The organism is Escherichia sp. KTE114, assembly GCF_000407765.1.
Lineage (GTDB): Bacteria > Pseudomonadota > Gammaproteobacteria > Enterobacterales > Enterobacteriaceae > Escherichia > Escherichia ruysiae.
Map to the genome: position 1 here is coordinate 2,311 of NZ_KE136624.1, position 13,630 is coordinate 15,940.

Annotated in this window: 13 protein-coding genes and 1 pseudogene; 3 read left to right on the top strand and 11 right to left on the bottom strand. The window is 45.8% G+C overall.

From position 1 onward, the window contains the following. The 11 genes and pseudogenes from WC5_RS20830 to WC5_RS20785 all read right to left on the bottom strand — a co-directional run. Window positions 1–749: tail fiber protein (locus WC5_RS20830; RefSeq protein ID WP_016231362.1), on the bottom strand; the 749-nt coding region annotated here is incomplete at its 3' end. Between the two features lie 11 nt (window positions 750–760). Next, window positions 761–1,195, bottom strand: coding sequence for a hypothetical protein (locus tag WC5_RS20825; protein WP_001286325.1), 435 nt, complete (start codon window positions 1,193–1,195; stop codon window positions 761–763). Between the two features lie 78 nt (window positions 1,196–1,273). After that, window positions 1,274–2,110, bottom strand: a complete 837-nt coding sequence (locus tag WC5_RS20820) for a hypothetical protein (protein ID WP_001189832.1) — start codon at window positions 2,108–2,110, stop codon at window positions 1,274–1,276. Further along, window positions 2,110–3,543 carry a baseplate J/gp47 family protein gene (locus WC5_RS20815; protein WP_000047918.1) on the bottom strand — a complete coding sequence of 478 codons (1,434 nt, stop codon included), beginning with the start codon at window positions 3,541–3,543 and terminating at the stop codon, window positions 2,110–2,112. Before WC5_RS20815 ends, WC5_RS20820 begins: the two co-directional genes overlap by 1 nt. Continuing rightward, window positions 3,540–3,896: a hypothetical protein gene (locus tag WC5_RS20810; RefSeq protein ID WP_000002800.1), complete on the bottom strand. Its 357-nt coding sequence runs from the start codon at window positions 3,894–3,896 to the stop codon at window positions 3,540–3,542. The genes WC5_RS20815 and WC5_RS20810 overlap by 4 nt, the downstream gene beginning before the upstream one ends. Continuing rightward, window positions 3,896–7,322 (bottom strand): annotated as a pseudogene (locus WC5_RS0121630) (lytic transglycosylase domain-containing protein). The gene WC5_RS20810 and the pseudogene WC5_RS0121630 overlap by 1 nt, the downstream one beginning before the upstream one ends. 81 nt (window positions 7,323–7,403) lie before the next feature. Continuing rightward, window positions 7,404–8,285: a hypothetical protein gene (locus tag WC5_RS20805; protein WP_000926345.1), complete on the bottom strand. Its 882-nt coding sequence runs from the start codon at window positions 8,283–8,285 to the stop codon at window positions 7,404–7,406. Between the two features lie 14 nt (window positions 8,286–8,299). Beyond that, window positions 8,300–8,911 (bottom strand): hypothetical protein, encoded by a 612-nt coding sequence (locus WC5_RS20800; RefSeq protein WP_000523980.1) that lies wholly within the window; start codon window positions 8,909–8,911, stop codon window positions 8,300–8,302. Window positions 8,912–8,921: 10 nt separating this feature from the next. Further along, a complete protein-coding gene (locus tag WC5_RS20795; RefSeq protein ID WP_000188919.1) occupies window positions 8,922–9,488 on the bottom strand; it encodes a hypothetical protein in 567 nt (188 codons plus the stop codon). A gap of 209 nt (window positions 9,489–9,697) precedes the next feature. After that, window positions 9,698–10,477, bottom strand: a complete 780-nt coding sequence (locus WC5_RS20790) for a hypothetical protein (protein WP_000765490.1) — start codon at window positions 10,475–10,477, stop codon at window positions 9,698–9,700. A 7-nt stretch (window positions 10,478–10,484) separates the two neighbouring features. After that, window positions 10,485–10,802, bottom strand: a complete 318-nt coding sequence (locus WC5_RS20785) for a hypothetical protein (protein WP_000908460.1) — start codon at window positions 10,800–10,802, stop codon at window positions 10,485–10,487. Window positions 10,803–11,382: 580 nt separating this feature from the next. Here WC5_RS20785 and WC5_RS23255 point away from each other — a divergent pair. From WC5_RS23255 to WC5_RS20775, 3 genes are all read left to right on the top strand, one after another. Next, window positions 11,383–11,604, top strand: coding sequence for a host cell division inhibitor Icd-like protein (locus WC5_RS23255; protein WP_016231365.1), 222 nt, complete (start codon window positions 11,383–11,385; stop codon window positions 11,602–11,604). Further along, window positions 11,601–12,647 carry a phage antirepressor Ant gene (locus tag WC5_RS20780; protein ID WP_016231366.1) on the top strand — a complete coding sequence of 349 codons (1,047 nt, stop codon included), beginning with the start codon at window positions 11,601–11,603 and terminating at the stop codon, window positions 12,645–12,647. Before WC5_RS23255 ends, WC5_RS20780 begins: the two co-directional genes overlap by 4 nt. Window positions 12,648–12,810: 163 nt before the next feature. Next, the gene (locus WC5_RS20775) at window positions 12,811–13,611 is read left to right on the top strand and encodes a phage antirepressor KilAC domain-containing protein (RefSeq protein WP_001187871.1); all 801 of its coding nucleotides are present in this window, start codon (window positions 12,811–12,813) and stop codon (window positions 13,609–13,611) included. Window positions 13,612–13,630 lie beyond the last annotated feature (19 nt).

A 13,630-nucleotide genomic window follows, 5' to 3' on the forward strand; every position in this document is an offset into this window, starting at 1 on the left:
TTAGCCAGGTCATATGCAGCCTTGACAGCTTTCGGTGTGGCGGCCAGCACTTCGGACGTACTGTTAGTGGCACTACTGAGCTGAACTAATCCCTTTTGCGTTGTGCTTGCATCCTGCGCCGTATACTTGCTTTTCGCCAGATCGTAGGCTTTTTTAACTGCCAGCGAACTCGCAGCAACATCACTTCTGGTACTGGTTACAGAGTCTGAAATATCAATGCCGATCGTGCGGTTGATACGCTCGGATGTATCAATCATCTCTTGAGTAATGGTAGATACGCCAGCAGGGATATTCACCGTACAAACCAGCAGTTCCCCATCACCTAACTGATATGAATCGGTATAGGTTCTGGCAACAAATTCAGCTGCATGAATATGTGACGCGGTATTCACCTGATAGGTATCTTCTCCAAGAAGGTATCTTCCCTTCAGCACAATTGCATATTTCTTGCCTGCGTTAAGTGCAAGAGAGATATCCTTACGATGCTGAATAGTTACCTGGTAGAATTCACCAATATCCACTGACGCCGCGCCAGCGGTTTTATCTCCATCCACTGAGGTGATTAACAGGTTCATCCCACCGCCAGGCTTAGGCAAGAAACCAGCATAAAATCCCGGGTCAACAATTCCCCTGAATTTTCGGTTTAGAGCGGCTGACAGATATGGTTCGTGGTATTGCACATCAGCCACCAGAGCCAACGACTCGGGTGATGGGTAAGTAACCGATGTAACAACTGTAACGTCATTCATCAAGCATATCCTTATGCTGTAGTCGAGTTTATGGCCATAACTGCGGTATATGTTTTGCCCACATACAGCGAGTCTTCCTGGACACAAATAATGGCGATTGGCTTATTCTCGTTATCCAGAACAACCAGAGTGTTGAATGGGTAGTTTTTCCCTTCCTGCAACTGACTTTGATCAAGGTCCATTCGGACAGTAATTATCCCGCCTGAGTAGGTTGGGACGAGGTTGATGGTGCAAAATTGACTGGTCAGTTCTGCCAGATCGAAAGCCTTAGGCAGTTCTCCAATCTCATAAGTGCCATCTCCTTTCTTAGTAACCAGTGAACTGGTACCAAAAACGGCCTTGCTGATTAAAAATCGAGAGCCTTTGTTAATGGACGATTCAGCGCGCCGCTGATAGTAATAGTCCAACAACTGACTCTTATAGAGGTTTGTTGAGACGTCAGACATGATTTTCCCTAATCAATGTTGTGAAGCCTCATTGTAAGATAAGTAACTTGTCACCCCGCCCTGCGGACGGGGTGATTGTCACGCATCGCTATCCAACAGCAAATCATCTGCGCGGGTGCGATCAAACGTAGGCGTTGCTTTCACAATAGTGCCGCCCGGCGTTGCAGTGATCGGGGCGTTAATCGACGTAACTTCAGTAAGCGAAGTTGTATCCGAAGTTTCAAACCAGCAGAATGCTTTTTCGGTATCAGAAATCTCATTCAAAGTAATCATGTCGGCCTGTTCATTTACAACAACCGACAAATAGAGCGTAAGCCCATCAAACACTATATGCAGTGGCAGTAGAGGCTTTACGAACTGATTAAACTTTCTGAGAATTTCTTCTGTAATTGCGGACTGATCTATCGTTCCAGTAATACCCATTGTCCGGGCCAGGTCGTTTATGGGAATACTGATCATTCCTCTGGAAGTCAGAAACATCTCGCCGAATGTGCCGCCGGTGGTTTCCAGTGTGCTTTCTGGAATCAGGACCGTGCCATAGGGATGACGTTCAAAGTCCACCGGAGCATATATGGGATCCCATAAAACCGATATACCGTTAAATTCGCGATAAATTGTCTGGTTTATAGGGCGTTCAGTACCCTTAAAATGGATCTCATCAAACCGCTGTTGTAACAACATCGGAACGGAAGATGAATTCGACGTCCTGATAGTAAAAAACTGGCCAAGTTCATTTGTCCTAGTCTCCAGATCCTCCTTGCTCATGGAGAAAATAGACTTCCGGTTGGTAATTCGCTCCAACCATGGGTCAACAAAGGTGTCCATCATTGACTGAACCAAATCAGCCAATGATTTATAAAGTAATGACTTTTGCTTAGCTGATGTAAGCCGGTTATTAAACCAGGAACGCTGCATCACTCCTCCTCATACGAAATATTAAAGGTGGAGTTTTCTGTATCCAGATAAACGAAATCGTAAAAGCCGTTGGACTCATTCCACTCGACAAATTCCAGATAAAAGTCGCGGAAATAACCCAGCGTTTCGATAAATGCCCAAACGTCTTTTTTCTTGATTAGGATGTACTTGCCGACACGGTTCGGATCAAAGAAAGTTGAGTCACGCCCAAATTTTGTTTCCAGTGCCGACTTCAGCTCATCAGTCACGTTCTCAATGGTCAGGCTTGCCGATATCCGCCCAGTGATGGTGATCTTAAAGGGGAGTTTTCTGACCTCTTTATACGAGAATTTCTTGTTCAACTCATTCGGCACCTTCTTAAAGGCAGCCAGGATCATTTCTTCAAGCTCTGACTGGCTTTTGTTTGGATGCCATCCTGAAATAAATATCTTATTGATATTCCGAACATTATAAGCACCATCTAATTTCTCTTGCTGGCCTTCGCCCCATGCCTTTACCCAGGACAGTCCCGGGATGTTACGCACCAGAAAATACGTATAGTCCCCGCCCCATACGACCTGATCATCATAGGCAAGGTAATATTGTGCACGATTACGTGTGATCTCCGTTGTTTCGGCATCGGTACCTGCGGTTATGGGTGTCGTTGTCTTAACTGAAATCAAATTAGCTAAATTAGCCGCAGAATCGACAGGAGTCAGGTTTTGGCCAGCAACCAGGGTTATATCTCCGTTGGTGCACCATACCTTAAGTGTAATGGTCGAGCCTTCTGGCGGTATTTGCCCAATTAGCCCATCACCGAATCGAACCCCCAACTGCTCGGATGGCTTATAAAACTCAACGTAGACCTGGCTTTTACTACCGGCTAACCGGAACATAGTGCTGGAAGACCACTGCGTGGTCTTACCATCGGTCGTCACGAATACTTCCAGCTTACAGCAGACAGCAGTGAGAGCCTTTGATAACACGACTTCCAGAAATTCTTTGGCTGCCGTAACGGTATATGTCACCTCCTGGATTTCCAACTGTGCCACTTCTACCGTACCGGTGCCGTCAACCAACCTGCATACATCCATAGTCATGTAAGGGTACTGGTCGTCAGATATTAAAGGCATGTTTTTGGGGATTACCGCTGGGGCATCTTCACTTGTGGCGGTGATCTCAATCATCCCCGATGACGGTGTTGGCTTGGTACCAACGTAACTATTCGTTTCTGCCGCTGCCAGGATAGAGGAACGCCGCGTCGCGGTCGATATAAAGCCTTCAGCCAGCGCCGCATCGGCATACTGAAAGCACCTGTAGACAATCTGGGTAATAAACAATGTCAGCATCGAGACAAATTGAGAGCCGACAAACTTCGACCAGAATGAATCTTTCTCGACAAGCTCTTCAAACTCTGCACGAATACTGTCTTTAGTCGGTGTTGTTTTACTCATAGCACCACGTCCTGTGTGATAGTTATATCCCTGATACGAATGGATATTTTCAACTTATCAAAAGCATCTCCCTCGGCTACTGACAAGCCAGAAATCGGTATGTCAGGTAAATCTACCGTCAGTTTTTGCAACAGCATTGCCTCAACCGCAATTTGAACATGCGACAAGTTGGTCGGTTCGTGTTTAAACTGCGGTAAAACATTGCCCCATGACGGATCTCCGTATACCTCACCCTGATAAGTGTTTAGCCACTCATATAAACGAGCGCCCCAGGCCTCCTCCTGGGACTCATACGTTTTTACGCCGGATAACTCCAGCGTCAGTAAAGGATCAATTTCATTATTGTTGGCCATCAATCAACTCTCGCGTAGTCATTCATCAACGGATCATCAATTGACAGTGGCACCGTGCGCATAACGCCCGGTTGAGGCGTGCTGACCTTTACGACAGTTCCCTGGCCTTTCGCCGAGTCTTTAGTGTGCTCTTCAATCCTGGCAAGCAATGAGGTCATCTGCGCAAACAGCCGCTTCGTTTCACCATCAAGTGAAACGGTATTATCAGCCAACTGCATTGTCGGCTTGGCACCGGAGCCGCCAAGGTCACTAATAACCTGTCCGTCTATCTGCATACGACCGGTTGGTTGCTGCAAATCGTTGGCGGCAGTCGTCACCTGGGACGTGGAGGCTGGTTCAGGCGCATTATTTTTCCGCATCCCCGGCGAGTTGCGGAGTTTATCAAATAGTCCATCAATCCCCATTTGTGCGCCGAGTTGGTCAAAGTAACTTGAGTTGCTGGCCACCGGACGCGCCTCTTCAACTGGCATCGGAGTATCAACATACACATTGCCAGCTGCTGTTGCGGTCCCCTTCCCTCGTGCACGTTCTTCAAGCGTTCCCTGAACGACTTCCCGACGCATACCCCGGCCATTCATGAATTTGTTGACCAGATCGTTAACGCCAACAGCATTGCCAATTTTGTCTACCAGACCGCCTTTCTCAAACGGGCTATCACCAGGCGTAAACGCCAGGCCAGTAGACTGATCGATAACAGCGTTATCAGGCAGTGGTCCCCTCACTCCATATTGCGCCCCACCCTGTGCTCCTGCTCCAGGTGTATAGATTTCACCACCTAAATAGCGAGCACGATGAGTATTGACCTTGATCGCGTACTCACGGTTTTCTTTCGATAAGTCACCTGTGCCTTTTTTCCACTTATTGATAGTGCCAAACCCAGCATTATATGCAGTGATGGCCTCGTTTAAGTCTCCATTGGCTTGCTTCAGATATTTGCTCATGAGAAGAGCCGCAGCTTCTGCCGATTTCACAGGATCAAATGCATCCTGTTCCGATATCCCTGTCTCTTTACGAGCAATACTCGTGAACTGGAACATCCCGAGTGCGCCACCACTTAACTTTCCATCTGGTGATCTTGTCAGCGGAGACTTTGCGTTAGGATCCCCTCCTGATTCAGTTGCAGCAATCGAGTAAAGAGTACCTTCAGGAAGGCCATATTTATTCTCTAGTTCAGCAAAATATGGAGCCAACTTATCGAGATTTGCCTTACCTTCAGCGCCAAGACCTCCGACTTTTACATCCAAGTTGCCATTGTTGTAGGTATCCGCAGCTTTCTGAATGTCATTCCTGGTGCCAGTGGTATTAAGCGACGATGATGACGAGCTATTTTGTCCAATAGCATTATCAATTTTCTGCAACGCGCTATTGCCCGTTTCTACGGCATTTGCATTGATAATCTGATTAGCAGTTTCTTTAACTGTTTTATTGCTATCTTTCGCCATATCCAGGGCCGCATTTATCACGCGGGCAGCAATATTCGTCTGTTTGGCATCGGATTCAGTTTTAGAATCAGATGTCCCCTGGTGGCTATTAACCGGAGCTTTTAACTCTGGAGTGATTTCTTTCGCATTAGCCTCGCCGATCGGATTGGGTATTTTTGATACAATCATTGCCGCAGGGGTATTTTTAACGGCATCAACCGCTGCATCTAATGCTTTACCTGGTAAATTTTTAACCCCATCCCAAATATTACTTACCAGCCGCCTCTTTAATGTGTTTCCCTGGGTTCTTAATGAAATCAATTGCACTATCAATTGCATCACTGAAAACCTGTTTCAGGTTATCGACAGTAAAGAAGTCTTTGATGGCATCCAGCTTTTCAAGCAGCTTATTAGATGTATCGCTAAACCATGCTGAAACAGCATCACCAATCTTTGCTGTGTAATCATCGAACTTGGTAGAAATGGTGTCGCCAAGGTTAGAAATATATGTTTCTAAGTTGGTAACCCCGCTATCAATGGCCTGGGCAATACTTTCCGTCGAAAATGATTGCAACATATTACCGATATCCTCAAATCCAAGTGATTTGAGAACATCACCAATAGCACTGCTAATACCAGATACCAGTCCCCCCATATCAAGAACATTGGCAAACGTATAAGCGGCTTTTTGCTGGAATGATGGATCTTGTCCTGATTTAAGCCCAAACGCTCGACGTTGCGCTTCTGTATCATTCCAACCGGTTACCGCATCATAAATACCTCCAGCCACTGTGCCGACTAGGGGAATTGCGCGTAACGCCCCTTTACCAACTGCCTTTAATCCAAGTTTACCTGCTGCCCGGGCAGCCAAATCTCCGCCTTCATGGGCGAGAGTCTTCTTGCCACCACCGCGTAGCATTCCTACAAGTTTCTTTGCCCCCAGAGCGCCAAAAGCGAGTGCTCCAGCTTTTTTCAGCATGCCACGCCCCATTAACAACGACGCGACGCCACCGGCCCCCTTCCCTAACAGGCTAAATAGTTTGGACAGCAAGCCGCCCTTCTTTTTCCCGGTGTTTTTGGCTATCTGATCAAGGGCGCTGAGAATCTTGTCATTGCCCTCTTTAATTTCGCTGGTCTGCTCCTGAAGTTCCTGAACCGTCCGTTTTTGGGTGTTAACCTGAACGACATCGGCACTATTTTGCGATTTACGCCTAAAAAAACCTTTTCTACGGCTGTTATCGTCATTGCCACGAATCACATCGGCAATAGACTTTCTGGCACCATTAAGCGATCCGCCAACTTCTTTTGATATCCCGCCAAGCTCCTTCCCTGCTGCCCACAATGGACCTGCAACGGCATAACCTAACGCATCGACAGCACGAGTCTCTGAAGGGTTACCTATGCCTTCAGCTACTTTTGACAGTTTTTTTAATAAACCTGATTCAGCATTTAGACGCTCATCATCCTCTTTTCGCCTGGCCTTTTCTGCTCGTTCAGCACGGGCATCTTCCGCTGCGGCCTTACTCCCTGACTTTCCAATAAAACGACCACGCGCATCGCGTTGGTTTTGGCTTTTTTGCGCACCGCCTTTTTGACCGAACATTTCGCGAGCGTGTTCGGCTGCTTCGGTCCGTTGTGCCTTTACATCCTCTGGTATAGCCTTCCTGCGTCGTTTTTTACCCTTTGGTGTGGTTGATTTGGCCCGCTGTTCCTGTTGAGCAACATCTTCCTGAACTACACGAGAAACGTCCCCTAAATTAAGCCGTTTCATTGCCTCAACAATAGGGTCCACTGATGGCGCATTGGCCACAAAGTCTGGCCGGGAATTTTCGATTGTGCGATTTAATGCCGACACACTGCGAGAGACAGGATCAACAGTTGCAACGCGTCCCCCTTTCAAATCTTCAACAGCTTCCCGGATACCTGCAAGCTCTTCCAGCTCTTTTGCACTGGCGGTTTCAACTGTCCTTATAACATCGTCAATGTTGGCGTTTTTTCTTTCCATGATCTTATCGCCTACCGTTTCGGTTTAAGTTTTTCTTCCAGTTTCTCCAACAGGAAAAACGCATAGGATTCAGTAAGCCTTTCAGCGTCCTGAATCGGTATACCCCCATACAAAACCAGGTTGGACACTAAGGTCTGATAGCTTTTCAATCCCCACCTGTGGAATGAAGTCGGTAGCCCGAAAGGGCACCCACAGACGGGTATACGCACCCTCTGTGGACTCCTTTTTATCCTGATTTGGGCATTTATGCGGCGGGAGACGAAGACGCATTTCACCTTTATCGATGTAGCACGGTAAACCATGTTCGAGCTTTTCATGAGCCAGTCGGATGTGTGCCGCCAGCTTCATAAATTCAGTATCAATGGCCATCCGTTTAATCGTTTCATAACGACGCTCAGCCTGATCTTCACGAGTACCGCTAACATCGTTATAAAGCTCACACTGATAAGCGAATTCCCAAAAACGCAAATCAACGATCGCTTCTTTGAATTCCGCGTCGTCTTCAGGTGGCAATGCTGCACGGCGCATCTCCAGCATTTCCATTGCCCAACCATCAAGCGGCACGATACGCCATTGATAAGGTACTCCCTCTACAGACACCTCAATATCGTCAATGAAAGGTTCCACTTCCAGGACCTGGATATCTTCAGCCAGAGCATTCATATCGCAATCGTAATAATGCTCTTTACCGCAATGTTTACAGGTGTAAGTGAATGTCTCGACCGGTGTTTCACGGGAGCCGGTAAATATCCACCATAACGCGGTAATCCGGTCCTGCGCCGTCCATGTCAGGGGATCATGTTTCGCGGGTTCAGCCAGCAAGGCTTTTAAATACGCCGTTGTCTGTTGTTCTTGTTCCTCCGGTGTTATCGAGTTGAAACGCATCGCATCAGCAATATTTGGCTGACGGAACTGGATCAATTCAGTTGGCCGCGATGGTAGCGGGAAAAGGGGTAAAAGCATCCTTGCTCCTTAATTCAAAGAGAAAAACTAAAGCCCAGAAGGGAAGCCAAAGAACTTGAGGATTGGTTAAACGTGCTGTGCAATGCGAAGGTCATTGGGAATGACTTAAATTCCGTAACCTGATCCCGCGCATAGGTGACATCGCCGGTAGTGACCGGGAATACAGTCATCTCATTTTCCAGTTTGGTTAAGCCGGAAGACAGCAACCGATAAATACGCACATTGAGCAAATATTTAGACGGTATATTCCCGGTACCGTCTGGATTAATCACCCGACTTTTTGCCGTCTTAAACCAGTCCAAAACGAGGCCATCAACGGTATCCCTGACCATCATTGTTATCTGCCCTGGCGAACGCTCCGTTGGTTGAAGGATATTCCCTCCGCCGATTTTAATCGTTTCATATTCGATGCTGTAATCGTGGTAGGTAATATCTTTGGCAAAGAAGTCTGCTCCCTCCAGTCCATCAACTTCGACAGAGAACTGCCATCCTTGCGCGAACAGCATTTTGTTCATGATGATTGACGTCAGCTTACCAACTTCCCGCTCACCAACGCCGGAGCCAAATAATGTCGTCGTTAATGCCGAAGATACATAAGACTTTACTGAAGCAACATTAAGCCCCATATCAGCCCCCTCACTTCAACATGGATGAGAAAAGAACAATTCCCGGGATAATTGCCCTTGTTGCGCTCATTTTCTCTTCCAGATCCAGCTTCCGCTGATACAGCGTGTTCTCGTCGGATAAATTGCTGGCATCGAGTTTCCCCGCGATAGATATTCTTCGCAGGCGATCAGTGTTAGGTATCGCGATTAGCACTTCCAGATAGTCAGAAAGTAACCCAATGATTTCAGGTGGCACTTCTCCATTATCCAGATCCATATCACGCAAATTAGCCAGATATGACACATTCAGTGGGTATACCGCTCGATGGGTATCTTCAAGCTCGATATTCCCATCGTAAACGTCGGAGTAGACAAGATCGCCGGTGTGATCTGTAACCGATACGAGCGCAAGAAAATCAGCAGGGCAAGCAAGTGATTTACTGGCCTGATCAGTGAAGCGTATCCGCTTGATGTGCCCCGCTCTATCCTGGTAGGTTCCCAATGCTTTTCTTAGCAGGGATTCCAGTAAGGCAGGTTCATCCGCAATCAAAGGTGTGAAGCGGGATTTGACGTCTTCGAGTAATTGTCGTGGTGTCATTGAAACCTCGTAGAATCTGGTGTGTTAACCGATTCTACGAGTAGTCATTTGTTCATTGAGTAGGAATATTGTTGTCTGGGGGGTAATCAGTGTAGGTGGAATGAGGGATATGATATGGTTATCACATAATCAGGTTGTTTTGAGTAAAACAATAAAACGCCCTTTAATGGGCGTTTTTTTAAAACTTAAATTGACTATCCTTTCAAATACTATTTTAATTCTATGTAATTTTTAAATTCTCCCTCATATTTATACATGATGCTATCAAATCCTTCCATTACATCAACGAATTGTTGTGAACATTCCGGCTTCCAAGGCGTACACTTACGAACCATATCCATTTTTTTCTTATCCTTCGTTGTATCGACTAAGGATAGGTACCCTATAAAATTCATCATCTGAACAGGATCTTGATTTGTGAATATATATTTGACGTTTTGCTTAGTAGGTGAAAAAGAATCAAAAGCAGGGAACATATATTCACCAGAAAAAGAGAGTGCAGCATCAATGACGTCTGTTGCAGGAGTGCAGTTGCTCAGAATTGGCACTAAGCTAAAATTAGCACCTGAGCACACTGCATATATATCATCCCCTTTTTTTAGTTTTAACAGAGAGTCTTGCTTTGAATCCAATATTTTCAATTTGATATAATTTAGTGGCGTTGCATTTTCCCCTGGAGTAAATAACTCTACAATTGGTTTATTATTCACCATTCTTATGGATTTTATTTCACCATACACAATTGGAATTGTGTTCCATTTTTCCTGAGCAGCAAATTCATTATCTTTAAAATCATTAACCAACTCAGATGGCAAATGATAACCAAATTGATTGTTCATTGCTTTCGAAGCAAATCCAGACAAATAGAATGCCCTTACTAAATCATAATCTTTCTTTGAGGTAGAAAGCCAATCTGGCAATTTATTATCAGCTATCGCGCTTCCAGCAAAAATAGCACAACAAAATGTTATTACATTAAATAATTTCATTTTCCATTCACTCATTAATCGGTTTAAACTCACTAATTAATTCACCAAGACTATTTGGGTATGCTTTATAAATAACATACTCCGAAGAGCCATCTGAATATTGGTAAACCCCATAACAGACCAGTTTATTTATTCCTTTCTGAATAGTTTTTTGATTATAAGAATCAACCACTGTTATTCCATATGACGATAATATTTCGTTATATTCTTCAATAAGAGCTTTTCTTGTTTCCACTGAATTACAATCTACCTTCGAAAAGTCAACTTCATCAGCAAAAACATTAAATGTTAAAAAGGAAAGCACTAAAAACAAACGAATCAGCATAAATCCACTCCTACGCATGGATTAATAGTCATTGATCGCAAAGGCGTAAACTTGCCAAAGGTATTTCGTATAATCGGTACAAATCTCCTTTACGCTTGATGCTGCATTAACAGTCCCAGCCATAAATAATAACGATAGTAATAGTTTTCTCATTATAACCTCACCTGCCTTATAACCCATTTAGGGTACATATTTTCGCCTTTAAAAAAAAGAGGTTATTAGATCCAACTGTGTATTTATTAAGCAGATAATGCTCTAATAAATTTGTATTTTTAAGTCACGAATGCTATCTTTTCGCATCATATTGACCTTTTAATCGTTCAGGCTTATAGTTCTGCCGTCGTAGCAAATTCTGCGACCGGGTTTAGCAGCCTGAATGATTGTGCGGACAGCCGCAGATATCCGATATTGCGGTATTTTTGTGTCCGTAAAACCGCGTTACGCCCAAATTATGGTGGGGCGTGATGGGGAGGCTTCGGCCTGCTGGTTTCACAATCGCCAGTCTGCTAACCCCGTCACGTCCTGCCACCTGTTTAGCAGCGGGTAGCAGGTTGTTAAACCTGATTGTGAGGCCGTAACTATGGTTAATGCCAATCCTTGCGCACGCCCAGAATTCATCTGGCGTTTCTATTCCTGTAAAAAACACCACTATCACTTCGTTATCGCAGCAACAGAAGACGAAGCACGCTCTCAATTGCCTGATGGCCCCTGCATTTTTACTGCCCGTTTTTCAACTAACTCGCGCAATTCACTTAGTTACTGGAACCTCCCCTTCTCTGCCGACGTTCAGGGGGTTTTATGAAAAAACCTCTCGTCACCCGTAATGAAATAGCCGAAGCGATCGCTTTGCATACTGCCTGTATGCCGACACGGGAGATCCCCGGCGCAATTGCTAACTATTTCATGATAACCAGGCGTTTTTATACCCGAACAGATAAGGCTGTGATCAACAGGCTACTGATAGCCGAGATCAGGGATTATTTGATTGAACAAGGACGTCTACGTTACGCAACAGTGGCAGCAGAAATGAGAAAGGAGGCACATAGAATGACCGGTAATAATTTGAATGTTGAAAAACCAGCACCTGTTACGTCAGCTACGCCAGCACCAGCCGTGAATATTATCCCCAACACCGGAGACACAATCGACAGCCTGACACTGTTAAAGATGGTCAATGAGGCACGGAAATTATGTAGCGAAAAACCAGTTCGCAACAATGATTTCATTGCCAGAGTTAAGGATGAGCTTGATGGGGAGGGTTACGAAATCTTCGTAACCCCTATGGATAAGAAAAAAGGTGGAGCGGATCAGGTAGTTATAGTAATGACATACAAACAAGCCCTGCGCGTTGCTGCTCGCGAATCGAAAGCGGTCCGCCGTTCGCTGATCGACAAACTGGAAGAATTGCAGCAGGCAAACTCCCCTACCCCATCGATCCCCCAAACATTACCAGAAGCTCTACGCCTGGCTGCCGAGTTGGCAGAACAGAAAATGCAGTTGGAACAACAGCTGGTGGCCGCAGCCCCTAAAGTCGATTTTGCCGACCGGGTATCAGCGGCTAATGGAATCCTGATCGGGAACTTTGCAAAGGTCGTTGGACTTAAGCAAAACGCCCTTTTCTCATGGTTGCGCCAGAACGGCATTCTCATGGCTTTTGGTGCGCGCAAAAACGTACCGCGCCAACAGTACATCAACGCCGGGTATTTCACAGTGAAAGAAGTGGTGCTGGATGATGAAAATGGCTACCAGATACGGCTGACGCCCCAATTAACGGGTAAAGGCCAGCAGTGGTTAACTCGCAAGCTACTTGATGCTGGTTTGTTAAAACCAGTAGCAATAGGTTAACAAAAGAAAAAACCTGCCAGCAAACTGGCAGGTTTCTGAGCAGATCGTCCAACCCGATCTGGATCGAGTCAGAAAAATTTGCTCTAATAAATTTCGTTTTCTAAGTGCAAAGAATCACCATTTCGAGCTGGTGATTGAAGGTTGATGCAAATTTGGAGAAAAAATGCAACAAACATTCAATGCGGATATGAATATATCAAACCTTCATCAAAATGTCGATCCTTCAACCACTCTGCCCGTTATTTGTGGTGTTGAAATTACGACCGACCGCGCTGGCCGTTACAACCTTAATGCTCTACACAGAGCGAGCGGACTCGGTGCCCATAAAGCGCCAGCTCAATGGCTAAGAACGCTGTCAGCTAAACAGCTCATCGAAGAGCTTGAAAAAGAAACTATGCAGAATTGCATAGTTTCGTTCGAAGGCCGTGGCGGCGGCACTTTTGCCCATGAATTGCTCGCAGTGGAGTACGCTGGTTGGATTTCTCCCGCGTTTCGGCTGAAGGTAAACCAGACATTTATCGACTATCGAGCTGGAAGATTACAACCTGCTATTCCGAAGAGCCTCCCAGAAGCTCTCCGTTTGGCTGCCGACCTGGCAGAGCAAAAGCAACGGCTGGAGCAAAAAATGCTTATGGATGCACCTAAAGTCGAATTCGCCGAACGCGTTGCTACCGCCAGCGGGGTTCTAATCGGCAACTATGCCAAAGTGCTCGGCCTGGGCCAAAACTATCTCTTCACCTGGTTGCGTGATAACGGAATTCTGATCGCAACCGGTGAACGCAGGAACGTCCCCAAACAAGAATACATATCCCGTGGGTACTTCACCCTCAAAGAAACCGTGATCGACACAAGCAACGGAAGCAGGATTTCTTTCACGACTCGTATAACCGGCAAAGGTCAGCAGTGGCTAATGAAGCGATTGCTTGATGCTGGTGTGCTGGTACCTGTCGCAGCTACGCGCTAACAGACGTAGTAAGAACCAC